The 24,943-nt window shown below is 58.7% G+C and carries 26 protein-coding genes; all 26 read right to left on the reverse strand.

All coding sequences use genetic code 11. The features are described 5' to 3' along the window. Positions 1 to 77: 77 nt before the first annotated feature. The 26 genes from GTO89_RS12660 to GTO89_RS12785 all read right to left on the reverse strand — a co-directional run bounded on the left by GTO89_RS12660 (position 78) and on the right by GTO89_RS12785 (position 24,843). Positions 78 to 389 (reverse strand): DUF5665 domain-containing protein, encoded by a 312-nt coding sequence (locus GTO89_RS12660; RefSeq protein WP_161262455.1) that lies wholly within the window; start codon positions 387 to 389, stop codon positions 78 to 80. 582 nt (positions 390 to 971) lie between these two features. After that, the gene (locus tag GTO89_RS12665; protein ID WP_161262456.1) at positions 972 to 2,339 is read right to left on the reverse strand and encodes a PFL family protein; all 1,368 of its coding nucleotides are present in this window, start codon (positions 2,337 to 2,339) and stop codon (positions 972 to 974) included. 34 nt (positions 2,340 to 2,373) lie between these two features. Next, a complete protein-coding gene (locus GTO89_RS12670) occupies positions 2,374 to 2,664 on the reverse strand; it encodes an ACT domain-containing protein (protein ID WP_161262551.1) in 291 nt (96 codons plus the stop codon). Positions 2,665 to 2,828: 164 nt separating this feature from the next. After that, a complete protein-coding gene (locus tag GTO89_RS12675; protein ID WP_207708928.1) occupies positions 2,829 to 3,425 on the reverse strand; it encodes a phosphate propanoyltransferase in 597 nt (198 codons plus the stop codon). A 72-nt stretch (positions 3,426 to 3,497) separates the two neighbouring features. Continuing rightward, positions 3,498 to 6,224, reverse strand: a complete 2,727-nt coding sequence (ileS, locus tag GTO89_RS12680) for an isoleucine--tRNA ligase (protein WP_235920463.1) — start codon at positions 6,222 to 6,224, stop codon at positions 3,498 to 3,500. A gap of 449 nt (positions 6,225 to 6,673) precedes the next feature. Then, positions 6,674 to 6,961, reverse strand: coding sequence for a DUF167 domain-containing protein (locus tag GTO89_RS12685; protein WP_161262458.1), 288 nt, complete (start codon positions 6,959 to 6,961; stop codon positions 6,674 to 6,676). Further along, positions 6,961 to 7,491, reverse strand: coding sequence for a DivIVA domain-containing protein (locus tag GTO89_RS12690; RefSeq protein ID WP_161262459.1), 531 nt, complete (start codon positions 7,489 to 7,491; stop codon positions 6,961 to 6,963). Before GTO89_RS12690 ends, GTO89_RS12685 begins: the two co-directional genes overlap by 1 nt. Before the next feature lie 19 nt (positions 7,492 to 7,510). Further along, the gene (locus tag GTO89_RS12695) at positions 7,511 to 8,302 is read right to left on the reverse strand and encodes a YlmH family RNA-binding protein (protein WP_161262460.1); all 792 of its coding nucleotides are present in this window, start codon (positions 8,300 to 8,302) and stop codon (positions 7,511 to 7,513) included. Beyond that, entirely contained in the window at positions 8,303 to 8,569 is a 267-nt protein-coding gene (locus tag GTO89_RS12700; protein WP_161262461.1) for a YggT family protein, read from the reverse strand. A gap of 48 nt (positions 8,570 to 8,617) precedes the next feature. Further along, the gene (proC, locus tag GTO89_RS12705; protein ID WP_161262462.1) at positions 8,618 to 9,442 is read right to left on the reverse strand and encodes a pyrroline-5-carboxylate reductase; all 825 of its coding nucleotides are present in this window, start codon (positions 9,440 to 9,442) and stop codon (positions 8,618 to 8,620) included. Positions 9,443 to 9,456: 14 nt separating this feature from the next. Next, the gene (locus tag GTO89_RS12710) at positions 9,457 to 9,951 is read right to left on the reverse strand and encodes a cell division protein SepF (protein ID WP_161262463.1); all 495 of its coding nucleotides are present in this window, start codon (positions 9,949 to 9,951) and stop codon (positions 9,457 to 9,459) included. 19 nt (positions 9,952 to 9,970) lie between these two features. Further along, the gene (locus tag GTO89_RS12715) at positions 9,971 to 10,660 is read right to left on the reverse strand and encodes a YggS family pyridoxal phosphate-dependent enzyme (protein ID WP_161262464.1); all 690 of its coding nucleotides are present in this window, start codon (positions 10,658 to 10,660) and stop codon (positions 9,971 to 9,973) included. A 94-nt stretch (positions 10,661 to 10,754) separates the two neighbouring features. After that, positions 10,755 to 11,744, reverse strand: coding sequence for an HlyD family efflux transporter periplasmic adaptor subunit (locus GTO89_RS12720; protein WP_161262465.1), 990 nt, complete (start codon positions 11,742 to 11,744; stop codon positions 10,755 to 10,757). A gap of 64 nt (positions 11,745 to 11,808) precedes the next feature. Further along, positions 11,809 to 13,101, reverse strand: coding sequence for a uracil permease (gene uraA / locus GTO89_RS12725; protein ID WP_161262553.1), 1,293 nt, complete (start codon positions 13,099 to 13,101; stop codon positions 11,809 to 11,811). Positions 13,102 to 13,367: 266 nt separating this feature from the next. After that, positions 13,368 to 14,027: a phosphate signaling complex protein PhoU gene (gene phoU / locus GTO89_RS12730; RefSeq protein WP_161262466.1), complete on the reverse strand. Its 660-nt coding sequence runs from the start codon at positions 14,025 to 14,027 to the stop codon at positions 13,368 to 13,370. A gap of 49 nt (positions 14,028 to 14,076) precedes the next feature. Further along, positions 14,077 to 14,835, reverse strand: a complete 759-nt coding sequence (pstB, locus tag GTO89_RS12735; RefSeq protein ID WP_161262467.1) for a phosphate ABC transporter ATP-binding protein PstB — start codon at positions 14,833 to 14,835, stop codon at positions 14,077 to 14,079. A gap of 9 nt (positions 14,836 to 14,844) precedes the next feature. Then, positions 14,845 to 15,690: a phosphate ABC transporter permease PstA gene (pstA, locus tag GTO89_RS12740; RefSeq protein WP_161262468.1), complete on the reverse strand. Its 846-nt coding sequence runs from the start codon at positions 15,688 to 15,690 to the stop codon at positions 14,845 to 14,847. Position 15,691: 1 nt separating this feature from the next. Then, positions 15,692 to 16,654, reverse strand: coding sequence for a phosphate ABC transporter permease subunit PstC (pstC, locus tag GTO89_RS12745; protein ID WP_161262469.1), 963 nt, complete (start codon positions 16,652 to 16,654; stop codon positions 15,692 to 15,694). Positions 16,655 to 16,775: 121 nt separating this feature from the next. Beyond that, a complete protein-coding gene (locus GTO89_RS12750; protein WP_161262470.1) occupies positions 16,776 to 17,672 on the reverse strand; it encodes a phosphate ABC transporter substrate-binding protein in 897 nt (298 codons plus the stop codon). A 114-nt stretch (positions 17,673 to 17,786) separates the two neighbouring features. After that, positions 17,787 to 20,108, reverse strand: coding sequence for an EAL domain-containing protein (locus tag GTO89_RS12755; RefSeq protein ID WP_161262471.1), 2,322 nt, complete (start codon positions 20,106 to 20,108; stop codon positions 17,787 to 17,789). Beyond that, complete coding sequence (locus GTO89_RS12760) at positions 20,087 to 20,344, reverse strand: hypothetical protein (protein WP_204758238.1); 258 nt, start codon at positions 20,342 to 20,344, stop codon at positions 20,087 to 20,089. The genes GTO89_RS12755 and GTO89_RS12760 overlap by 22 nt, the downstream gene beginning before the upstream one ends. A 191-nt stretch (positions 20,345 to 20,535) precedes the next feature. Beyond that, positions 20,536 to 21,969: a two-component system histidine kinase PnpS gene (gene pnpS / locus GTO89_RS12765; protein WP_161262473.1), complete on the reverse strand. Its 1,434-nt coding sequence runs from the start codon at positions 21,967 to 21,969 to the stop codon at positions 20,536 to 20,538. A gap of 2 nt (positions 21,970 to 21,971) precedes the next feature. After that, positions 21,972 to 22,670, reverse strand: a complete 699-nt coding sequence (locus tag GTO89_RS12770) for a response regulator transcription factor (RefSeq protein ID WP_161262474.1) — start codon at positions 22,668 to 22,670, stop codon at positions 21,972 to 21,974. A gap of 35 nt (positions 22,671 to 22,705) precedes the next feature. Continuing rightward, complete coding sequence (pgeF, locus tag GTO89_RS12775; protein ID WP_161262475.1) at positions 22,706 to 23,530, reverse strand: peptidoglycan editing factor PgeF; 825 nt, start codon at positions 23,528 to 23,530, stop codon at positions 22,706 to 22,708. 31 nt (positions 23,531 to 23,561) lie between these two features. Beyond that, the gene (gene nrdG / locus GTO89_RS12780; protein WP_161262476.1) at positions 23,562 to 24,065 is read right to left on the reverse strand and encodes an anaerobic ribonucleoside-triphosphate reductase activating protein; all 504 of its coding nucleotides are present in this window, start codon (positions 24,063 to 24,065) and stop codon (positions 23,562 to 23,564) included. Positions 24,066 to 24,156: 91 nt separating this feature from the next. Beyond that, on the reverse strand, positions 24,157 to 24,843 hold the full coding sequence (locus GTO89_RS12785; protein WP_161262477.1) for a zinc metallopeptidase: 687 nt from the start codon (positions 24,841 to 24,843) through the stop codon (positions 24,157 to 24,159). Between the last annotated feature and the right edge of the window lie 100 nt (positions 24,844 to 24,943).

Consider the following 24,943-nt stretch of genomic DNA (forward strand, 5'->3'; position numbering starts at 1 on the left):
CCTTTGAAAAAGGGCAACCTGCCTTTGCGGCCCCTTTGCCTTCAGTGTCGGAACCTCATTTCCATGCTCTCCATGATTTACATGCCCAACTGCGTCTGAACCATGCGAACCACCTCAGCGATGAACCCGCCGATCAGGGGCAGATTGAGCACCACCAACTCACGCAGGATCAGCAAGGCCACGGCGCCCAGAACGGTAAAGCCGATGGTCATGCCGAGCCCGCGCGCCATCCCGGCTAGGAAGTTCAGGTATAAGAGCCGCTTGGGGTCGTTAAAGAGGTCAACATACTCGGCCACACGGATCTTTTCCATGTCCACCGCCAGCGTGGCGATCCGCTCGTTGAGCGATTCGACGAGTCGCCTGTCGACCTGTGGCTGTTCTCTTTCCATTTTGCCCACCTGCCTGGGCATAGTATGTGCCATGATTTTACTGCTCATGAAAGGCATTTACGAGATCCCATCGATAAACCAACCAATTTATATTTTCGGATTTATTGTTCAAACAGCATTAAATCGCTTATATAGTTTTTTTCAAAATATCTGCTAGCGCAATCGCAAAAACATATAACATCAATTGAGCATATTGATTTGTATAACCAAACAAAACTAAAACCAGAGCAACGAGAAAAGCAATGTTAATTACAATGATAAATATAAAAAATATTTTTTCTTGTTTCTTTTGATTCACTATATTTCCAAAAAAACAACGCAATTATGGTTACCGTAACGCTATAGAATATAAAACTCATAGTTCCTCCTATCTTTTTCTAAAATCTCAAAGATTAGAAACATAAATAGACTTACTCTCATCTTTTGAAAATAATATGTAACATTCTTTCTATTATTTTATCTTTTTTCCTTCCATCCAAACTAAACCCAATCCAGTAAAATCCTATCGTATAAATAGAAAAAAGCTGCCTCTCCATTTGAAAGGCAGCCTGCTGATTTATATTGAAGAAAGAAAACAGCGATCTAGTTATTCAACGCCTGCAACGGCGCCGGAATCCGCCCGCCCCTCGCCACAAAGGAGGCCGAACTGAACCCGTGAACCGGCATGACCGGCGCGTGACCAAGCAATCCGCCGAACTCCACATGATCGCCCACCTTTTTGCCGGGCACGGGGATGATGCGGACGGCCGTCGTTTTGCGGTTGATCATGCCGATGGCCGCTTCGTCGGCGATGATGGCCGAGATCGTCTCGGCCGGCGTGTCGCCGGGGATAGCGATCATGTCGAGGCCGACAGAGCAGACACAGGTCATCGCTTCCAACTTGTCCAGCGTCAGGGCGCCCACCTCGACAGCGGCGATCATGCCGGCGTCTTCGCTGACCGGGATGAAGGCGCCTGACAGGCCGCCGACGTAGGATGATGCCATGGCGCCGCCCTTTTTCACGGCGTCGTTGAGCATGGCCAATGCGGCCGTCGTGCCGTGGGTGCCGCAGCGCTCCAGGCCCATCGCTTCCAGGATGTCAGCGACGCTGTCGCCGATGGCCGGCGTCGGCGCCAGGGACAGGTCGACGATGCCGAAGGGCACGCCGAGCCGTTCCGAAGCGGCCCGGCCGACCAGTTCACCCATGCGGGTGATCTTGAAGGCCGTCTCTTTGATGATCGACGCCAGTTCGCCGAAGTCGCAGCCGGGCTTTTTGCGGACGGCGTTCAGGACGACGCCGGGGCCGCTGACGCCGACGTTGATGACACACTCCGGTTCGCCGACGCCGTGGAACGCGCCGGCCATAAAGGGGTTGTCCTCAGGGACGTTGCAGAAGACGACCAGCTTGGCGCAGCCCAGTCCGTCACGGTCCGCTGTCGCTTCAGCGGCCGCCTTGACGATCCGGCCCATGAGCGCCACGGCGTCCATGTTGATGCCGGCCTTGGTGGTGGCCACATTGACGGAGGCGCAGACGCGCTCGGTGACGGCCAATGCTTCTGGCAACGATTCGATCAGCGCCCGGTCGCCGGGGGTCATCCCCTTGTGGACGAGGGCCGAGTAGCCGCCGATGAAGTTGACGCCCACCGTCTTGGCGGCGTCGTCCAGGGCTTTGGCGACGGTGACATAGCCATCCAGGCCCATGCTCTCGGCGATGAGGGAGATGGGGGTGACAGAGATGCGCTTGTTGATGATGGGGATGCCGTAACGGCCTTCGATCTCCTCCCCCGTCTTGACGAGGTTGCCGGCCATGCGGGTCACCTTGTCATAGACGGCCTTCGCTGTCGCCGCCGCGTCGGTGCGGCAGCAGTCGCGCAGGGAGATCCCCATGGTGATGGTGCGGATGTCCAGATTCTCCATCTGAACCATGCGGATGGTTTCCATGATCTCCTGGGGCGATATGGAAAGGGGCATGAATGAACCCTCCCGACCAGTGTCTTTTTCGCGGCTAGATGCGGTGCATGAATTTGAAAACGTCCTCATGCTGGGCCATGATCTGGACGCCCAGTTCTTTGCCCTTCTCTTCCAGCGCCTTGCGCAGTTGATCGAAGCTGGCTTTGGCGTCGTTCATGTCGATGACCATGATCATGGTGAAGAACTCACCCTGGAGGATCGTCTGGCTGATATCGAGGATATTGGCGCCGGCGTCAGCGATGATGGTGGCCACACTGGCGATGATCCCCACCCGGTCCGCGCCGATGACGGTGACGATGACACGGTTGTCCTTTTTCTCTGGCATTACTTTTTCCACTCCTTGCAAATCAGGGACGCCGCCCCCGGAAATACCCATTTTGAGGTATCTCCTTATTATTCGGGGCGGCGTCTCTATCTCCTGCCTGATGTCTATTTTTGTCGAAATGCGGATGACTTTGGCAAAGCAACAACCTTTTACAGGCAATCCGCTTATGGACGCTGTTCAAAGAGCATCTTGACGGTCTGCCCGTTTTTGATCACCGCCGCATTGGCTTCATCAGTGTCGACATGCATCTCTGCGGCAAAGGACCCGTGCACCCGGATCAGCACATGGTCGAAGCGCAACCCCCGGGCGCCGCCCACCTCGACGGCGATGCGCTCTTTGTCTTTTAGGCCCAGTTGGGCCGCCTCTACCGTGCTCAAGTGGATGTGGCGCGCCGCTACGATGGCCCCTTCCTCCAGCGTCACCTGTCCCTGCGGCCCCACCAGGGTGATCCCCGGCGCACCGGCGAGGTCGCCCGAGTCGCGGATGACCGGCGGGATCCCCAACTTGTAGCAGTCCGTCACGGCCACCTCGACCTGGGACTGCTTGCGCAGCGGCATGAGCAATCGAACGCCCTCGATCAATCCCTTGGGCCCCATCAACGTCACCGTTTCCTTCGCGGCATACTGACCCGGCTGGGACAGGTCCTTCATCCGTTCGGGCTGGTATCCTTCGCCGAAGAGCCGGACCATGTCCGCCTCGGACAAGTGCAAATGCCGGTTGGACACGCCCACGGTGACCTCTTTTTTTGCTGCATCGAACAAAGGTCTCAGCCCCTTCTGTCATCATCCTCCATCCTGTAGGATGACCGGGGGCGGGGCCTTCGTATGAGTGGTTTACCCTTCCAGCGCGGCGGCGCAACGGGGGCAGACGGTCGGACGATCGGCAACGGCGCCCACTTCTTCGCTGTAGATCCAGCAGCGTTCACACTTTTGGCCCGGCGCCTTGACGACCTCGACGGCCAGACCGGCCACATCGGCCTCGCGGTAGGCTGTGGACGGCGCCCCATCGGGCGCGCCAGCCAGTTGAACGGAAGAGACGATAAAGAAGGTGGCCAGTTCTTCCCCTTCCAGGAAGCTCCGCAGATCAGCGTCGACGAAGAGGCGCACCTCGGCTTCCAGGGAATGGCCGATCACCTTGGCCTGGCGAGCCGTTTCGAGGGCTTTCGATACGACAGCGCGGATGTCGAGGAGGCGATCCACCTTTTCCGCCAGGGCGGCGTCGATGAAGCGGCTGTCGGCTTCGGGCCAGCCGGCCGTCTGGACCGTTTTCGCCCGTTCTTTCGCGCCGGGCAGGTAGCCCCAGACCTCTTCGGCGGTGAAGCTGATGAAGGGCGCCAGCATCCGCACCAGGGCGTCGGCTGTATGGTAGAGGACCGTCTGGGCCGACCGGCGCGCCAGCGACTTGGCCGGCGAGGCGTAGAGGCGATCCTTGATGATATCGAGGTAAATGGCGCTCATGTCGACAGCGCAGAAGTTGTGGACGGCGTGGTAGACGACGTGGAACTCGTAGTTCCGGCAGGCGGCGGTGATGCGCTGGATCAGCTTGTGCAACAGCATCATGGCCCAGCGGTCCAGTTCGGTCATCGACTCGAAGGGCACCGCGTCCGTTTTCGGGTCGAAGTCAGCGATGTTGCCCAGGAAATAGCGGAAGGTGTTGCGGATCTTGCGGTAGCCGTCGGCCGTTTGACGCATGATGTTCGGCGACGCCGCCACGTCGTTCCGGTAGTCGACCGATGCGACCCAGAGGCGCAGGATGTCAGCGCCCATGTCCTTGATCACATCCTGGGGCTCGACGCCGTTGCCCAGGGATTTGGACATCTTGCGACCCTGCTCGTCGACGAGGAAGCCGTGGGTGAGGACGGCTTTGTACGGCGCCACACCTTTGGTCGCCACCGACGTGGACAGGGACGAGTTGAACCAGCCACGGTGCTGATCTGAGCCTTCCAGGTAGAGATCGGCCGGGAAATGCAGATCCTCCCGTGTCTCGAGCACCGCCGCATGGGAGGATCCCGAGTCAAACCAGACATCCATGATATCTGTCTCTTTGCGGAACTTGCCGTGGCCGCACTTGCCGCAGGTCAGGCCCGGCGGGACGAGGTCGTCGGCCTCACGGGCAAACCAGACGTCAGAGCCCTCTTTGCGGAAGAGCCCTTGGATGTGGGTGATCGTCTCGTCGTTGATGATCGCCTCGCCGCAGTCGGCGCAGTAGAAGATGGGGATCGGCACGCCCCAGGTCCGCTGCCGCGAGATGCACCAGTCGCCCCGGTCGGCGACCATGTTGTAGATGCGGTCGCGGCCCCAGGCGGGAATCCAGCGCACCTTGTCGATCGCTTCCAGGGCCTCTTTGCGGAAGCCGTCAATGGAAGCGAACCACTGCTCGGTGGCCCGGAAAAGGATGGGGTGCTTGCAGCGCCAGCAGTGGGGGTATTGGTGCTTGATCTTGCCGGCCCGGATCAGCAGGCCCCGCTCCTTCAACTCCTCGATCACGGCGGGGTTCGCCTGCGTCGTCGTCATGCCGGCAAAAGGGCCGCCTTCAGCGGTAAACTTGCCCCGGTTGTCAACCGGCGAGATGACCTCCAAATTGTAGGCTTTGCCGACCTGAAAGTCTTCCACGCCATGGCCCGGCGCCGTGTGAACGCAGCCGGTGCCCTGTTCCAGGGTGACATGCTCGCCCAGGATCACCAGCGAATCGCGCTCGAAAAAGGGATGCTTGCAGACGAGACGCTCCAGGTCCTTACCGGTGAACTCCTGCTCGATCTGGCCGCCTTCCAGGCCCGTGTCAGCCATGAACTTGGCCAGCAGTTCCTTCGCCACAAGCAGCCGGTCTTCACCGAAACGAACGAGGACATAGGCGAATTCGGGATGCACGGTGACAGCCACGTTGGCCGGCAGCGTCCAGGGCGTCGTCGTCCAGATGACCACATAGGCGTCTTTGCCATCGAAGAGGCCTTTGGCGTCCCGAAGGGGAAACTTCACATAAATGGAGGGCGATTCCTTGTCGGCGTACTCGACCTCCGCCTCGGCCAGGGCCGTCTCACAGGAGGCGCACCAATAGACCGGCTTCAGTCCCTTGTAGATGTAGCCTTTTTTGGCCATTTCGCCGAAGACGCCGATCTGGGCGGCTTCAAACTCCGGCTTCAGCGTCACATAGGGGTGATCCCAGTCGCCGCGCACGCCAAGGCGTTTGAAGCCCTTGCGCTGGATGTCCACGTATTTCAGGGCATATTCCTGGCAGCGGCGGCGGAACTCGACAGTGGAAACGGCATGACGGTTCAAGCCGAGGGCTTTGATGGCTTGCTGTTCGATGGGCAGGCCATGGGTGTCCCAGCCCGGCACATAGGGGGCGTCATAGCCGTCCATGGAGTGAAACTTGACGATGAAATCCTTGAGCACCTTGTTCAGCGTATGACCCAAGTGGATGTCGCCGTTGGCGTAGGGCGGGCCGTCGTGGAGAATGAATTTCGGCTTGCCGGCGTTGGCCTTGGCCACCTCCCGGTAGAGGTCGATCTCTTCCCAGAACTTGATCATATCGGGTTCCCGTTTCGGCAGGTTCGCCCGCATGGGAAACTCCGTCTGGGGCAGATTGAGCGTCTTGCTGTAGTCGGGGCTTTCCTTCCCGTTCACTTGCCTCTCACCTCATTTAAAACTAAAAAAACCCTCTCCCCTGTGAAAAGGGGCGAGAGTTCCCTCGCGGTTCCACCCTTGTTCGTTCCGCTCCGGCGCGCAAAGCAACCAGGCTCCCGCGCTGTTTCCTATAGTGCGGTTTAGCGCGTGCACCAAGCGGACACCTCTTGTATGCGCGTAACGGCCGCTGCCGGCGCCGCCTACTCCTGTTCAGCGACGCAGCTCCCGGGGGATATGCGGATAGCGCCCTTGCCCTGGCTTCCACCGTCCCAGGTTCGCTGTCAAGTCGGTATACACGCACCTGTCCCGTTCAATGCTGTTCGATCCTATCCACGGCAATTCATTTTGACGCAGAATGCGCAGAAACATTATACCGAAAGACAGGATCAGATGTCAAACTTCTTCCGTAAATCCTCCGGGGTGATCGCGTCCACTTCCAACGTCTTCAGGCGCGATGTCTCGCCCGCCACCAGGCGTACCTGGCTGCGGGGAACGCCGAAAGCCTTGGCAAAAAACTGCAGGCAGGCGGCGTTGGCTTCGCCGTCGACAGGCGGCGCTGTCAAGCGGACCTTCAAGGCATCATCGAGGAGACCGCAGACCTCGTTTTTCGATGCCCGCGGCTGCAGGCGGATCTTGAAGCGAATGCCGCCGGGTCGTTCCTGGATCCAGAGCATCAGCCGGCCTGCTCCTCTTTATCCAACACAGCCGCCTGCGACCAGGGCCTGGCGTCGGCATAGGGCTCCACCATGCCGGCCATCCCTTCCCAATCCTCTCCCTTGACCGACTCCAGTTGCGACAGCAGCATAGCCCGGAACTGAACACGGAACTGGCGGAACTGGTTGCGCAGGTGTTCGTACTGGCGTTCCATCTCCTGCTGTTTCGTTCGCGCCGCCGCCACGATCTGATCCGCCTGGAGTTGAGCCTCCCTCAGCCGCACCTCCGCCTCCCGTTCGGCAGAAGCCCGCTGTTCATCGGCCGTTTTCTGCGCCAGCACCAATGTGCTGTTCAAGGTCTCCTCCAGTTGGCGATAACGAGACAGGTTTTCCTCGCAGCGGGCAACCTGTTCCTTCAGGAGGAGGTTTTCCTTGTACAATTCCTCAAACGACTGGGCCGCCTGACGCTGAAACTCTTCCACCTCTTCCGGCTTGTAGCCCCAGGCGCCCTTGCGAAACTCTTTCTGGTGGATATCAAGCGGTGTCAGCATGGTTACCCTCCTTGTCCTGTTAGCGGTCGGCCGGTTGCCAGACCGTCAACCGGATGCGTCCCTTTTTCGTCTCGCCGCCGACGCCGCGCAGTATGGCCCGTCCAAAACCGCGCAACGAGAGGATGTCCCCCTCATCAGCCCCTTTGCTCCCGTCGGTCATCTCAAGGCCGTTCACCTTCAACAACCCCCGTCCGATGGCCTCATCGGCCCGCGAACGGGAGAGATGCCAGATCGCGGCGATCAGCGCATCGAGACGCAAGGAAGCTACCGTGAGGGTCCGTTCCTCTCCCTCATCGACGAAAGCCGGAACATTCCCGTCATCGATGAGGCGGATCGAGAGGTCTGACTGGCGCACCTGGCGCCACTGGGACTCCACATACGGGGCCACGTCCGCGTCCAGGGCGACAGCGCAGCCCCGCTCCGTCAACTTGAGATCGCCCACCTTCTCCCGGCGGATCCCCAACCCCAGCAAGGCCCCCAGGTAATCCCGGTGGCCGATTGTTTCGACATTGCCGCTCGGCTCCCCCAATAGCCAGCAGATCCGGCTGTCTGGCCAATCATCCTCATGGGGAAGGAGCACCAACCGCTGGCGTTCGGCCCCCTCATAGCCCCCGTCGGCCACATGGGGGACGCCCTCAGGCCCGCGCAGGAGATCCTGAGCGGCTTTGCGCAGGTACGGTTCCAGAAAATCGGTCACCTGTTGCCGGTAGGTGCGCCGGCACTGTTCCGCCTGATCGAGGATCCGGGCCAGCTTTTCCCGCCCTTCTCCAGGCGGCAGGTGGGAAAAGCGTCGTTCACGAGACGATCCCATTTAGAACATCAGTTGGAGCAGCGCCCGCTCCAACACCTCCAGCAGGATATAGGCGACGATGGGGGAAAAATCGAGGGGCAACGACGCCGGCATGGGGATGATCCGGCGCAGCGGCGACAGGACGGGTTCGGTGATGTCATAGATAAAGCGGATGATCGTCCCATCGGGGTTGTGGGGGAAATAGGAGAGGATCACCCGGATGACGATGAGAAACTTAAGCACCTCAAAAGCAATGTTGACAATCTGATAGGTCTCTCCGATTCCCAAAAGTCACCCTCCATTTCATGCAAGAACCCGGCGGTGGGCCGGGTCATTTCATCGGGAACCTGACAGTTCACGAGCGCGACGTGTTCCCTCGTGAACGGCAGCGTAAACAGCCGAACGGAGACCGCCGTCTTCCAGCGCTTGCACACCGGCGATGGTGGTGCCGCCGGGAGAGGTCACCTTGTCCCGTTCAATCGCGGGATGGTTGCCGGTGCGCCGGATCATCTCGGCCGAACCGGTCACCGTCTGCAAGGCCAAGCGACGAGCCAGGTCACGGGGCAGCCCTTCTTTGACGCCGGCATCGATCAGCGCTTCGATAAACAGATACACATAGGCGGGACCGCTGCCGCTCAAGCCGGTCACCGCATCCAGGTACGGTTCCGGCAGCACCTCGGCAACGCCGACGGCCTCCAGCAGTTGGCGCGCCGCCTCCACATCGGCGTCAGCGGCGCCCCGTCCGCCCGAGAGAGCCGACGCGCCCATGCCGACAAGGGCCGGCGTGTTGGGCATCACCCGCACGATGGGGATCTCTGGCGACAACCAGTCTTCCAATTGGGCCAAGGTGATCCCGGCAGCGATGGAGATGACCAGTTGACTCGGTTCGATGACATCTTTGAGCGGCGCCAGCACAGCCGGCAGGACCTGGGGCTTCACAGCCAGCACGAGAATGTCTGAGCGGCGGCAAACGTCAACGTTGTCGCCGGTGACGGTGACGCCGAGTTGCTCATGGAGCATCTCCCGGCGCGCCGGCGATACATCGGAAACAGTCAGGCTGTCGGCCGGCACGTGCGCAACGAGGCCGCGCAAGAGCGCTTCCGCCATAGCCCCGCCGCCGATGAATCCGATCCGGCGTCCTTCCAATTGGGAACCCTTCACTGAAGCCAGACCTCCTACCCTTTATTTGCCCATGCCAGGGGAGAACGAACCGCAGACAGTTCGTCGTTGGCGACATCACCGGAGATATCGACGTTGCTCGGTGCGAAGACGAAGATGTTGGCGCCCACCTTTTGGCAGGATCCGTTCAGCGCATAGGTGGTGCCGCTGATGAAGTCGATGACCCGTTGGGCCATCTCCCGATCGGCCTTTTCCAGGTTGAGGATCACCTGACGCCGGTTTTTCAGGTGGTCGGCAATCGCTCGGGCCTCATCAAAGGTCTTCGGTTCGCAAACCACTACCTTCAACTCCTTCTTTTGCCGTTCCGTCACCAGACTAACGACAGGAGCCGCCGGCCGCTCTGCCCGTTCCGCACGCTCGGCGCTGCGCCGGGCAAAGGCCGATTCCCGTTCCTCACTCGTGTGGGTTGCTTCCGCGGGCTGTTCGTCCAATTCCTCGATCTCATCGCCAAGTCCCATGATGCTGTAAAATTTTTCGACCAGTTTCGCCATCGAAAAAAATCCTCCCCTCTTACGAGCGACCGCCGAACAGGCCGGAGCCGATCCGGACGATGGTCGCCCCCTCCTCGACTGCCACTTCAAAGTCATTGGACATTCCCATGGACAAGTGCTCCATGTCAACCCTCGGCAACCGTAAATCCTCCACCTCGCGGGCGAGCTGATACAAATCGCGGAAAACCGGTCGCGCCTCCTCAGGTTTTTCCGCGTAAGGCGCCATCGTCATCAGTCCACGGATATGTATGCCCTCCAGGGTCATCACGTCGCGGATAAAGGAAATCGCATCGCGCCTGTCGACGCCATGCTTGGTCTCCTCCCCCGCCACATTCACCTCAACCAGGCAGTCGATCGGCCGCCCGAACCGGGAAGCCTGATGGTCGATCGCCTGAGCCAGCGACAGCCTGTCCAGCGAGTGGATCAATTCCACTTTGTCATAAATGTACTTGACCTTATTGGTCTGCAACGTGCCGATCATATGCCAGCGGACCGGGCCGTGGACCTGGGGATACTTCTCCAACAGTTCCTGCACCCGGTTTTCCCCCAGCAGGTCGACACCGGCATCCACAACCTGTTGGATCCGTTCCACCGGAACCGTCTTCGTTACCGCCAGCAACCGGATGGACTCCGGTCGCCGCCCGGCGCGCAAGGCGGCTTCACGGATTCGTTGGCGCACACGGTCCAAATTTTCTTCCAAATGGCCCATGATCGCTCAATCCCTTCACCACGCTTCGTATTTCGCCGTTCAGCAAGGAAATCCTGCTACTCTTACCTTCAATCTTTACCTTCTGCCAGGTTTTTTATTTAATTTCCTGTCCTTCCCGGACGAGGGCCGGATTTAGGACAACCAGTTCTCCCTCAGCAACCCCGTCAACGATCAACTGATCGCCGACAGCCACCTTGATCTGAACGGGCCGCCACTCGGCTCGGTTTTTCACTGCCAGCCAGACGCCTTTTTCTCCGTTTCGGTCGACCAGCGTATCCTTGGACAGGAGGATCCCTTTATGGATCTTGTCCACGATCCGCAAGGGCAATCGACGGGACTTGAATACGTCCGCCGGCGGGTTGAGCAGTTGAATGACCGCCCAGACGTCATCGGTGCCGCGGACCTGCAGAACCTTCCCGTAAAAGGTGGGACCTGACGCGCTGAGCGCCAGCGTCAGCCGCCGCGAGGGCACCAAGGCGCCGCCCAGGTCTTTTACATTGTAATGCGTCAGAAAGTGGGCTTTCTCCACATTGTCGATGACCTTAAACAACCCTTGTCCGGCCTGGGCCAAACCGTCAGGCGGGATCTCCGCCGGACGCTCCGCCAGCGCGGCAAGCTGTTCCGTGCTTAACTCGTCGAGGGATCGAGGATCGAGCACCTCTTCCAGCCCATCCAACCGGTAGACGATCAAACCGGCCCTGGGCGATGGCAGATCCTGCTGGGAACCCATCTCCTCGCCGACAGAACTGACGCCCTTTAACCGGACCACCGGCGCGCCGACACGCACCCGGTCGCCGTCTTTCACCAACCGCTGGACATGTCCGGCCATCGAGGCATGGACCACCTTCTCATCTCGGATCACCCATCCGGGCAACTCCCGTGTCTCCGCCAGTTGACCGTTTTTGGCCGCCTGCAGATCCACAGTGACTTTGACGAGATAGCCGGTGATTTTGTCTTTCATCCACCAGAGACCGGCGCCGAGGACCGCCAGCAACAGCGCGACCGCCGCCAGGCGAAGGAAAGCCTGCCGTCGCCGCTGTCGCAATGCCTCTTTTCCCACCGGAACCATCGTCAGCCGGGACATGCCGTTTCCCCCTAGCGCCTACAGGATTGATAATGATAGAGACCGCGACAGTTCAAATGATTGATCAGTGAGAATCCCGCCGCTTCTCGACCGGACCTTCGTTGGACAAACCGGTGACTTCGAAGACCTTGAACAGGAGGCTTAAAAAAATCGCCACCACCGTTGCCAAGGCCATCCCTTTCAGGGCGATGGCGCCCCACTGGATCTGGGCGCCGCTGACACCGATGAGCAGGACGACAGAGGTGAGGATCAGGTTGCTTGCCTTGGAGTAATCCACCTTCGACTCGACGAGCATGCGCACGCCCGAAGCGGCGATGACGCCGAAGAGCAGCAGCGATACGCCGCCCATGACCGCCGAGGGAATCGCCTGGATGGCCGCCGACAGCTTGCCCACAAAGGAAAGGACGATGGCGATGATGGCGGCGATGCCGAGGACCCATGTGGAATAAACCTTGGTGATGGCCATGACGCCGATGTTTTCGCCGTAGGTCGTATTCGGCGTCGATCCGAAAAAGCCGGAGAAGATCGTCGACAAGCCGTTGCCGAGAAGGGAGCGATCCAGGCCGGGATCGCGGGAAAGGTCTTTGCCGACGATGTTGCCGGTCACGATCAAGTGGCCCACATGCTCGGCCACTACAACCAGGGCCGCCGGGGCGATGATGGCGATGGCGCTCCAGTCAAAGCGCGGCGCGTAATAGGTCGGCAGCGCCACCCAGGACGCCTCCGCAACCGGCTGCCAGTTGACCATGCCCATGAAGCCGGCCAAGGCGTAGCCGGCGAGGACGCCGAAGAGGATGGGGATGATCGCCAAGAAACCGCGGAAGACGACAGAGCCGATCAGGGTCACCGCCAGGGTGAAGAGCGAGACGGTGATCACCTTCGGGTCCATCGGAACGAGCCCTTTCGGGTCAGGGATCAACCCGGCCATCCCGGCGGCCACAGGCGCCAGTTCCAAACCGATAACGGCAACGATGGCGCCCATGGCCGCCGGCGGGAAGATCACATCGAGCCAGCCGGTTCCCGTCGCTTTGATGATCAGCGCCACTACGGTAAAGATGATGCCCACGACGATGAACCCGCCCAGGGCCGCCTCATAGCCGTACTTGGGCAACACCATCATCACCGGCGAAATGAAGGCAAAGCTAGATCCCAGGTAGGCGGGGATCTTGCCCCGGCAGATCAACAGGTACAGCAAGGTGCCGATGCCGTTGAAGAGGAGGATCGTGGCCGGGTCGACTTTGAACAGAATGGGAACAAAGACGGTGGAGCCAAACATGGCGAAGAGGTGCTGGAGGCTCAATGGGATCGTTTGCAACAGCGGCAGTCGTTCATCGACCTGGATCTCTCGTTTCATGATGCGTGTCTCTCCTCGTTCTGCGTCTTGCAGGCATCAGCCTAGGCGTTCCGGCGAAATCCGCCCGCTTTAGCCCTCTTGTCCCATCATAGCAATATGAGCGACCTTTTTCAAACCCTTCCACAATCGCCCGCAAAAGAATCTTGCTTTTTTAGCCTCTCCGAAGCGTCGCCGATCCATGAGCAAACAACGCAAACAGGCTCCCAGCCAACTGCCGGGAGCCACTGTCCGTTTCCATATGGAACCGCCCTTCTCGATTGCTATTCCACCTATTCGTTCAGATCTTTTCGTTCACCTGAGACCAGGTAGACGACCGTTTCTGCGATGTTGGTGGCGTGATCGCCGAAGCGCTCCAGATAACGAGCCACAAAAAGGAGATGGGTCGATTGGGTGATCTTCTGCTGATCCTGGATCATGATCGACAAAAGTTCTTGAAAAACTTCCTTATATAGAGAGTCTACCTGATGATCCAGCTCACTCATGCGGATGGCCAGTTCCTGGTCTTCAAAGACATAGGCGTCCAGGCCGTCCTTGACCATGCGCTGGCAGATTTGGGCCATCTTGGGGAAGATGATCAGCGGTTTGAAATAGGGTTCCTGGGCCAGACGCCGAATTGATTTGGCGATGTCAACGATGTTATCGCTCATCCGTTCCAGGTCGATGGAGATCCGCCAGGCCGCGCTGATCCGCCGCAGATCCTTGGCCATCGGCTGCTGCATGGCGATCAGTTTCATGCACCGGTCTTCAATCTCCAGCTGCATGCGATCGATCTCATCGTCGTTGGCGACGACCTGATCGGCCAGGGCGGCATCCTGCCGGGATAACGCCTCGATCCCTTTTTCGATCTGTTCTTCCACCAGAGTGCCCATGCGAAGCAGATCCTGCTGCAAATTTTTCAATGACACGTCGAAATCTGAACGCGTCGTCATGAGCCATCCGCCCTTTCCCTTATCCCTTTTGATTTATCTGCGGGAAGCCTTAACCGAAACGACCGGTGATATAGTCTTCGGTGCGCTGGTCCTTTGGATTCGTGAAGATGACCTCGGTGTCGTCAAACTCCACAAGATCGCCGACGAGGAAGAAGGCCGTTTTATCGGAGACGCGCGCCGCCTGCTGCATGTTGTGGGTGACGATGACAATGGTGTAGTGCTGTTTCAGTTCCCGGATCAGTTCTTCGATCTTCAACGTCGAAATCGGGTCAAGGGCCGATGTGGGTTCGTCCATCAGCAATACTTCCGGCTGGATGGCCAGAGCGCGAGCGATGCAGAGGCGTTGTTGCTGGCCGCCTGAGAGGCCGAGGGCCGGTTTGTGCAGGCGATCTTTCACTTCATCCCAAAGCGCCGCCTGGCGGAGAGAGGTTTCGACGATTTCGTCCAACTTGCTCTTGTCTTTGAGGCCGTGCAGTTTCGGCGCATAGGCCACGTTTTCGTAGACCGTCTTGGGGAAGGGGTTGGGCGCCTGGAAGACCATGCCGACGCGCTTGCGCAAGGCCACCACATCTGTGTCCGGGTGGTAGATATCGGTCTCTTCAAACATCAGCCTGCCTTCCACGCGGCAGGTGGGGATGATGTCATTCATCCGGTTCAGGCAACGCAGGAACGTCGACTTGCCGCACCCGGAGGGACCGATCAGGGCGGTCACATCCCGCTCGCCGATGGTGATGCCGATGTTTTTCAGCGCCTGAAAATCGCCGTAATAGAGATTTACGTTTTCAGCGAAAATTTTTGTCTTTGCCATGTTTTCCTCCTACACTCTGCGCATGCGCCGGAAGTACGAACGCAACAGAATGGCCACCAGATTCAGTCCGAGAACGAGTATCATCAGCACCGTCGCCGTACCATAGGGGATTTTGGGATCGGCGTTGGGCACCTGGGTCGCGATCACATACAGGTGGTAGGGCAATGCCATCACCTGATCGAAGACGCTGCTGGGGAGACGGGGCAGGAAAAAGGCGGCGGCCGTCAACAGGATCGGCGCCGTCTCGCCGGCGGCCCGGGCAACGCCCAGAATGGATCCCGTCAAAATCCCCGGCATGGCGTTGGGCAATACGATGAAGAGGATCGTCTGCAGCTTCGTCGCGCCCAAGGCCAGGCTGGCCTCGCGGTAGCCGTTGGGCACAGACCGCAGCGCTTCCTCAGAGGTGGTGATGATCACCGGCAGGATCATCAGCGCCAGGGTCAGCGATCCGGAGAGGATCGAAACGCCGAAGTCCAAAAAGAGGACAAAAAAGCCGAGTCCGAAGAGGCCGAAGACGACAGAGGGAACGCCGGCCAGGTTGACGACGGCGAGCCGGATGATGCGGGTCGCCCAGGATTCGCGGGCATACTCGACCAGGTAAACGGCTGTCATCACGCCGATGGGCAAGGCGAAGACGATCGTCGCCAAGACGAGGTAGAAGGTGCCAACGATGGCGGGAAAGATGCCCCCTTCGGTCATCCCCTTGCGCGGGTTCTCGGTGATGAACTCCCAGTTCAAGGCCGGCAAGCCTTTGGAAAAGAGATCCCAGAGCACGACGATGAGGATCAGCACGATGAAAGCCGCCATGGCGCGCAAGACATGGAAGGCGATTTTTTCAGCAACCTTTGGGGACATGTTACTCGACCTCCTTCATGCGCCGGCTGACGATGTCGGCGACGAGGTTGATCACAAAAGTCATCAAAAAGAGCACAGCGCCGACGACGAAGAGGGCGTAGTAATGGTCGCTGCCGCGAGCCACTTCACCCATTTCGGCGGCGATGGTGGCGGTCATCGTTCGCACGGGCACGAGGAAGGAGTCGGGGATGATGCCGGCGTTGCCGGTGACCATCAATACGGTCATCGTCTCACCGATGGCGCGGCCGATGCCGAGCATCGTCGCAGCGGTGATTCCAGACAGGGCGGCCGGAACGATCACCGTCCGGATCGCCTGCCAGCGGGTGGCGCCCAGGCTGAGCGACGCTTCCATATAGCGGCGAGGAACCGTCGAGATGGCATCCTCCGAGATGGAGGTGATCGTGGGCAATGCCATCAGGGCCAGGGTGATGGCGCCGGTCAGGGCCGTCAGACCGGTCGGCAGGTGAAACAGGTTTTTGATCAGCGGCGCCAGGACTGCCATACCGAAGAATCCGACCACAACCGACGGTATGCCGGCGAGAACCTCAATGGCCGGCTTCAGGATTTCCCGCACGGTGGGGCTGGCCACCATGGACAGGTAGATGGCGGCGCCGACACCCAAAGGCACACTGATCACAATGGCGCCGAAGGTGACGATGATGGAGCCGGCGATCAGCGGCACCAGGCCGAATACGGGCGGGTTGGAGATGGGATACCAGTTTTTTGATGCCAATGTTTTTGAAGCTGTCGTATCCATCAACAGCGGTATGGCTTCTTTAAATAGAAAGAGGAAAATCAGGATGACGGTGACGACGCCGATGAAGGCGCTGATAAACAGAAGACCCTCAGATATCTTTTCAGTGAAGTCCCAGATTCGTCTCTTTTTCGAACCGCTTTTGCTCAGTGATTCTTTGTGCACAACAATGTCATTGGTGATGGCTGAGTTGTCGCCGTTTGGACTCATGCCGCGCCCCCCCTTGATCCGGGTGCTGTCATCGCAGGAAAATGGGCAGAGCACTTCACACTCTGCCCATTCGACTCTTTCGATTGTACTCCAGTCTCCCTTGACAAAACCTGAACCCCTTTTAGTTTATGGACACAAAGTCCATCTTCTTGACGATGGCTTGCCCTTCGCTGCTCAGGATGAAGTCGACGAAAGCCTTGGCTACGCCTTGCGGTTCACCGGCGGCATAGACAAAGAGCGGGCGGGAAACAGGGTAGCTCTTATCTTTGACAGAGGATTCAGAGGGCATCACAGCAGCGGAACCGGCGTCTTTCTTCACACCAAGGGTTTTGATGGTGTCTTTCAGGTAACCGAGTCCGACATAACCGATGGCGCCTTTGTTGCCTTCCACTTCTTTGACGATGGCGGCGTTGGAGTTTTGCAGCAGGGCGTCGCTGCGGTATTCCTTGTTCTTCATGACATGCTCTTTGACAAAGACATGGGTGCCGGAAGAGGTTTCACGGGCATACACAACGATCTTTTCGTCATTGCCGCCGAGCTCTTTCCAGTTGCTCACCTTGCCGGTGTAGATGTCAGAAAGCTGTTCCATGGTCAGTTCTTTGACAGGGTTATCTTTGTTGACGATAAAGCCGATGCCGTCATTGGCGATGACGATTTCTTTAACGTCCTTTTGCGTTTTTCCTTTGATCTCGGCTTTCTCTTCCGCTGTCATATTGCGGGAGGAGTTGCACAGATCGGTGGTGCCGTTCACCAGGGCTTTAATGCCGGTGCCGGAACCGCCACCGGTGACAGCGACGCTGGCGTCTTTGTTTTTCTTCATGAATTCTTCCGCCATGGCTTGGCTCAGGTTGACGATGGTGTCCGAGCCTTTCACCTGGATGGAGCCTTTGATGCCCATGTCGGCGGCGGGCTTGGCAGCGTCCTGTTTGCTTCCGCCGCAACCGGCAACCACAGTGCCCAGCAGACCGACAACGGCGGCCAGGGCCACAACCTTGGAGAACTTCTTCAGCGAGTTCATGAAGTAATGATACCTCCTCGATTTTTTGCGTCATGCCAACGCATGTCCGCAGTTCACAAAAGAAACTATACATTTTGTTTGTTAGCCCCGAATTACGGCGCGATTAAGATTCTGTTAACAGCCCTGCCCTTTGTCGTCGACAACGTATACACTTCCCGACTGCCGCTTGGCCTGCTTCTTCACCTCTGCCGCCACCTCGCCCAACTCCATCGGATGGTCGAACCGTCCAGGCCAGCATTCGACAACGGCCAGGGAAACCGACATGAGCGGGAAGACACAGGCGTTGCCCTGCCGGTCTTTTGACTCGATGCATTGGCGCTGCCGGTCCTCTGACGAATAGAGATTGCCGATTTCACTATCAAAGAAGGCGATGATCTCTTCACAGATGGGGCCGTGGGGACTGCCCGTCAAGATGATAAAGTCGTCGCCGCCGATATGGGCCAGCAGATCATCGCTGCGTCCGAAGGCATGGACAGCGTCGCCGGCCACCTTGGCCAACAGTTTGATCGCCTGGTCGCCTCGCTCAAACCCGTAGCGATCATTGAAGGCCTTGAAGTTGTCCAGATCGAGGTAGATGACCGTAAAGGTCTGGTTCCACTCAAACCGCCGCAGGATATCCTGTTCGATGCGCGGGTTTCCCGGCAACCCCGTGAGCGGATTGGCCGCCAGGGCAAACTCCACCTGAATCCGGGTCATGTGGTCGAGGAGCGACCGGATGGAGACAACGCCAATGCATCGGTTCTCGCCGGTGACGATGATGTGGTCATAGAGGCGTTGCGCTTGTCGTGAGGTGACCATCTGGGAGACGCGATCCAGGCGGACGGCGCCATCGACAATCAACGGGGCATGATCCATGACCAGGGACACGGGCCGATCGGCGTAGAGGGCGACGCCATACTGGTTGGCCAGGTGATGGTACATCTTGTCCCGCATCACCAATCCCACGGGCATTTCCTCGTCAAGGATGACCAGGCTGTTGCAATCAGGGTGACGCTGAAAGTGTTTCATCGCCTCCCGCGTTAGCCGGTGCTTCTGCAAGGTGTGGCACTCCTCCACCAGGCCGCCGATCGTGACGGCGTGAAGCGGCTCCGGACGCCCGCGGGTCTTTTTTTCCGCTAGGACGGCGATCGACTCGGCGCTGGCCCCTTCCCCTGTCGGCGTTGGCCGTCCGATAAAATAGCCCTGACCGATATCCACACCGATCTGACTTAAGAAGCGCAGTTCTTTCTCCGTTTCGATGCCCTCCGCCACAATTTTGGCGCCGATCTTACGCCCGAAAGTGACAAAAGTCTCCATGAGCGCCTGTTTGATCGGCGACGCATCGATGTCCCGGACGAGCGACATGTCGATCTTGATATAGTCAGGCTGCAGTTCGGCGATGGCTTGCAGGCTCGAGTAACCGGCGCCGGCGTCATCGACAGCCACCTGAAACCCTTGTTTGCGATAATGCTGGAGAGTCCGCCGAAAGCTGCCAAAGTCATGTATGGCTGTTCGCTCGGTGATTTCAAAAACGATATTGTGGGGACGCAAGCCGTACTCAGCGATCAGGCGACGTGTGTTGCCCTGAGCAAACTCAGGATCTTTCACCACTGAGGGGCTGATGTTGAGAAAGAGAAGTTGATCCTGCAGAAAATCGCCGCATTCGGCGACCGCCTTTCGCCTTATCTGCCGCTCTAAGGGGTAGAGCAGGCCGGCTTTCTCCGCTAAAGGAAAGAGGACGCTCGGCGAGGCAAAATAGCTGCCGGCAGGACCCCGGCAGAGGGCCTCGTAACCGATAAGCTCTCCCTTTTCCAGGTTAAGCAACGGTTGATAGACGACACGGAATTGTTCAGCTGACATCGCCGCTTTCAACTCCCATACCCGTCGAGACCATTTGGCGTCGCTGTGACCCTTCGCCATCGCCGTCGCTTCCTTGAGGGCATTGTAGACGAGGCTTTCCATGCTCAAGCCGGAGGCGGGGCGAAGAATAGCCCAGCCCAGGTGCAGATCGAGGGGTTCCCGCAAGAGACCGCTGAGGCTTTCGTTGATTGCGGCCAAGGCCTGACTGCGCAGGTCTTCCGCCAACCGCTCCAGAAAATCCAGAACCCTGCCGATTTCCCCCGGCGGCAGGGAGTAGTAAACAGCAAAATCGTCGCCGTTCAGGTTATGTATGAACAAACCGCGACCAACGCCCAGGATCGGTTTCGCCTCCATGATCGCCCGGCTCAGGTTGGTCAGCACCTGTTTGCAGACAGAAAAGCCGTAGCTCTGTTCGATGGCGGTAAAGCCGACAATGTCGAGGAAAACGAGACCGATGCCGTTTTCATTTTCCAATCCCCGCTCGATCTGCTTGAGGACCTCGGCGCTGGACACAGTCGAGGGGAAAAAACACAACTCATGGGAGTAAGGCTGACCAAGGCCTCTCAGCCAACCTTCTAGCATATCGATGGTGCCCAAGCCGTTTGCCTCCTGATTGTTTCATGCCCTTCGGGCGGGCTCGCGGTCACGATGCCTTCCGCGCCGGTTTCCAGACCGGCTGTGGCTCTCGCCTGCTGGGCCAAAAACTGGATGACCCGCAGCTTCAACTGCTGCTCCATCATCTGCACCGGTTCGGTAAAACGTCCAATGGGCAAGGCGGCGATGGAGCGGGTCACCGAGAGTTCATTTTCAGCCTCCGGACAAAACGTTGTCATCACCCTCGTTTCCCCCTTTCATGCTGTTTCACAAAGCAGCCTGAGAAACATGTCTGCATCCTATTTTTCAATCAATTGGCGGCAAGAAAAAAGAAGTCTTCTTCTCCCTAAGGAAGAATAAGACTTCGATTTTATCAATAGATAAACGAGATGTTATTTTATTGTTAATTGATATATTGTGATTGTGCTCATTATTCCTGGAGGGCGGGAAAGGAAACGGTGAAAATCGATCCGGCACCCACCTGAGAATGAACGGTCACCCGGCCGCCGCTGCGTTCGATGATGTGTTTGACGATGGCTAACCCGAGACCGGTGCCGCCCATCTCGCGCGAGCGGGCCTTGTCGACGCGGTAGAAGCGCTCAAAGATCCGCGGCAGGCTTTCTTCAGGGATGCCGATCCCTGTATCCTGCACCTCCAGGGTGACGTTTTGGTCCTGACGAAAGGCCCGGACATGGACGCGACCGCCCTCGGGGGTGTATTTGATCGCATTTTCTGTCAAGTTGACGAGCACCTGTTTCAGGTTGTCCGGCGAAAGCGGCAGTTGAGGCAGGTTTTTTTGCACATCCACCTGGAGGGTGATTCGTTTTTCCAGGGCGATGGGCTCCAAAAGATTGCGCACCCGTTGCATCTCCGGTTCCAGGAAGGCTTGGTCCTCAACCGCCCGCCCTGCCTGGCTCTCGATCCGCGAAAGCTGCAACAGGTCCTCGATCAGGCGCTGCAGGCGCTGGGTCTCTTCATTGATGATCGAAAGGAACCGTTTGGCCACCTTGGCGTCGTCCAGGGCGCCATCGAGGAGCGTCTCCACAAAGCCCTTGATCGACGTGAGCGGTGTCCGCAGTTCATGGGATACGTTGGCCACAAATTCGGTGCGCATCTGTTCAAGTCGCCGCACCTCGGTCACATCATCGATCACCATGGCCGCCCCCAGGAGACGTCGCTGTTCAGTCCAAACGGGAACGACCTGCACCCGGAAGGTCTGCGGTTTGTTCGGCCAGAGCTGCAGCTGCTTTTTCTGGACTTCGCCCGTGTTCAAGGCCTGGATGAGCAAGCTCTCCAATTCCCGATGGCGGAAGGCCTCCAGAAGCAGCTTGCCCCGGACACGGTCCGATTGAATCCGCAACATCTGCTCGGCGGCGCTGTTCATCAACAGGATGCGGCCCATGTGATCAAAGCCGACGACGCCCTCGACCATCGATTCCAGGATCGTCTCAAACTTCGTTTTGTCCTGGCTCAACTGGTGGATCTTGTGGCGAACGCTCTCCGTCGTCTCATAGATCGCCTTGGCCAGTTGACCCAACTCATCGGGCTGATCCATCCAGTAGTGGCTCGCCCCATGGCCCGCCTCCAACCGGCGAACAATCCCTGTGTATTCCTCCAAGGTTTTGGCCAGTTGCCCCGCCCATTGAAAGACGACGCCTGTGGAAAAAGCGAAAAAGAAGACCAACGTGGCCAGCAAACCTGGATGGGTTTCCAACACATCGATGGCGAAGTAGTAAATCCAACCCAACGGCAAGAGCACGAGGACGACAAAGGCCGCTGTGATTCGCCACCGCAGGCTGTGTCGCGCCGCTACGAACTCTGTACCTTCTGACCTGGAGCGCCCCTCCTCCCGGAAGCTGGCCATGATCAGACCTCCGGGTCGCGAAACTTGTACCCGACGCCGCGAACCGTTTCAATGTACCGGGGATTGCCCGGATCTTTTTCAACCTTTTGCCGCAGATGGCGGATGTGGACATCGACGGTCCGGCTGTCACCGAAGAAATCATATCCCCAGATGCGTTCCAACAAAAACTCGCGGGTGAACACCTTTCCGGGATGAGAAGCGAGCCAGCGCAGCAGTTCAAACTCCTTCGGCGTCAAGTCCTGTTTGACGCCCCCCACTCGGATCTCATAGCGATCGGCGTCGATGGTCAACTCGCCTACCTGCATGGGACCGCCGGTGCGCCCATCTCCCCGGGAGGTGCGCCGCAACAGCGCCTTGATGCGGGCAACCAATTCGCGCGGGCTGAAGGGCTTGGTCATGTAGTCGTCGGCCCCCATCTCGAGGCCGATCACCTTGTCCACCTCTTCCCCTTTGGCGGTCAACATGAGGATGGGCAGGTGGGAGGAATGGTTCCGCGACCGGACCCGCCGGCAAAGTTCAAGTCCATCGAGGCGCGGCAACATCAGATCGAGGATGATCAGGTCCGGAAGCTCCTCTTGCAGGTACGCCAGGGCCGCCTCCCCGTCGACAGCCGCCTGGACGGCGTGGCCCTCCTTTTCCAGGTTGAAGCGAACCAGTTCCAATATGTGTTGATCATCTTCCACAACCAGGATCTTTGCCATAGTTCCTCCTTATCGATAAACCTCAGCGGCAAAAATTACGACTGCCCAGAGGCCTTCAGCATGATCAGTGCAGCCTGGCGACCGGTTCGCCCTTTGTCGCGGCGATAGGAAAACAGCGTATCTGTACAAGAGGTGCACCGGCCCAATTCCCCGATATGGGCCTCCTCGATCCCAGACATCACCAACTGCAGGCGCTGGGCGAGGGCCAGATGGAGCGCTCGCTTGCCCTCACTGTCGCGCGGTCCGAGAACCGCTTCAGCGAAGGCCCATCGTTCGCCAAAGGCCGCGGCCACATCATCGCCGACAGGGTAACAACAAGGGCCGATCTGGGGGCCGATCGCCACTCGGATGTCGCCAGGGCGGCTGCCCCGGGCGACAAAAGCCTCCACCATCTTCTTCGGCAAACCGGCAACGGTGCCTCGCCACCCGGCATGGACCGCGCCGATGCGCCGGGCCTGGGGATCATAAAACAGCAACAGACCACAGTCGGCGCCGAAGACGGCCAGAGGCACGCCGGCCGCCTCGGTGGCCAAGGCGTCAGCATCGATCGGCGTCGCAGGAATCGCTCCGTCAATATCCTCCCCTGGACCGACCCAGACGATCCGGTCGCTGTGGACCTGGTTGACACAAACCCAGTCGCCCTCGGGCAACCCCAGCGACCGGGACAAGGCCTGGCGGTTCTGCTTGACCCGGCCTGGCTCATCGCCCACATGAAGGGCCACATTGAGCCCGTCATAGGGCGGGTCGCTGAAGCCTCCCCTGCGAGTGGAAAAGGCGTGAACGGCGCCAGCGGGCCAGCCAAAGCGGTAGTAGCTGAGCGTTCCGTCGTCGATCTGTTCCCAACGGGTAGATTCCGCCATGGATATCCCCCTCTGTATAAAAAAAATCAAGCTATGCCATAGCTTGCAAGGCGCGGCCGGCGGCCATCGATTCTTTGCTCAAAAGGATCCGCTGGTTCCTGGATCCCCGAAAAGGCAGCGACAGTTCCCGCAGGGATTCGACGTAAGGGCCATCGACGAGCCAATCGGCCAGGGAAAGGAGTTCAAAGACATCGCCGTCGTTCCGGCTTCGCTCCAGCAGGGTTTCGAAGGTGTATCCCGAGTAAAGAACCAGATGTCTTCCTGTCGCTTTTATCCGGCGGGCCAGTTCGGCGAAGGCAGTCGCCTGTTCAAAGGGTTCCCCTCCGGAAAACGTCACCCCCTGGATATGGCGTGCCCGGTCGATCTCGGCCAGGACCTCCTCCACTTCCATTTCGACACCCCCGAGCGGGTCGTGGGTATGGGGGTTGTGGCAACCGGAACACTGATGCGGGCATCCCTGGGCAAAGACGGTGGCCCGCACCCCCGGGCCGTCGACAAAGCTGTCTGTCACAATACCGGCCAATCGTATCTTCATTGCGCGTCCCACCTCGTCTCAATTATAGGTGAAGGCGCAGGGAGTGAAAAGCCCCCCGCCAGCGGCGGAGGGCCTTTGAGAACCGTCTTTCCTATTCGTCTCGATTGGACGAGGAGAAGATTAACACATACTTAACCAGTTCGGCCACCGCCACGAGCGCTGAGGCCACATAGGTCAGGGCGGCCGCGCCGAGGACCTTTTTGACCAGACCCACCTCATCACGGCCCACATAATTGTAATGAGCGAGCATCTGCATGGCCCGGTTCGAGGCGTTGAATTCCACCGGCAGGGTGATCACCTGGAAGAGCACGGCGGCGCTGAAAAAGACGATTCCCAACAAGATCATGCCGCTCCAATGGAGAAAAAAGCCGATCAGGATGAGCGGAAAGGCCAGCGACGATCCGATGTTGGCAACGGGAACAAAGGCATGGCGGAGCGATAGCGGCACATAGTCATTCGCATGCTGAATGGCATGGCCCACCTCGTGGGCGGCAACGCCGAGCGATGCGACCGAGTACCCGTGATAGACATCAGGCGACAGCCGAACCGCTTTTGCTCCGGGATCATAATGGTCCGAAAGCCGGCCTTCGACCATCTCGACGGGCACGTGATGGAGACCGTTGGCGTCGAGCAACCCTCTGGCCACCTGGGCGCCTGTGTTGCCGCCGCGTGCGGAAACTTCTGAGTACTTGCTGAAGGTGCTGGACACCTTGTACTGCGCATACAGGGCCAGGAAAAAGAAGGGCACGACGATCAGGTCATAGGCGGAATAGAACATGAATTCACCTTTCCTTTCCCTTCGCTGAACAATGGAATAAAACGGGGCTGCACACTCAATATTTTAGCGGAAAGGCAAAAGCATTGTCAATCTGTCATCC

Source organism: Heliomicrobium gestii (assembly GCF_009877435.1).
Taxonomy (GTDB): domain Bacteria; phylum Bacillota; class Desulfitobacteriia; order Heliobacteriales; family Heliobacteriaceae; genus Heliomicrobium; species Heliomicrobium gestii.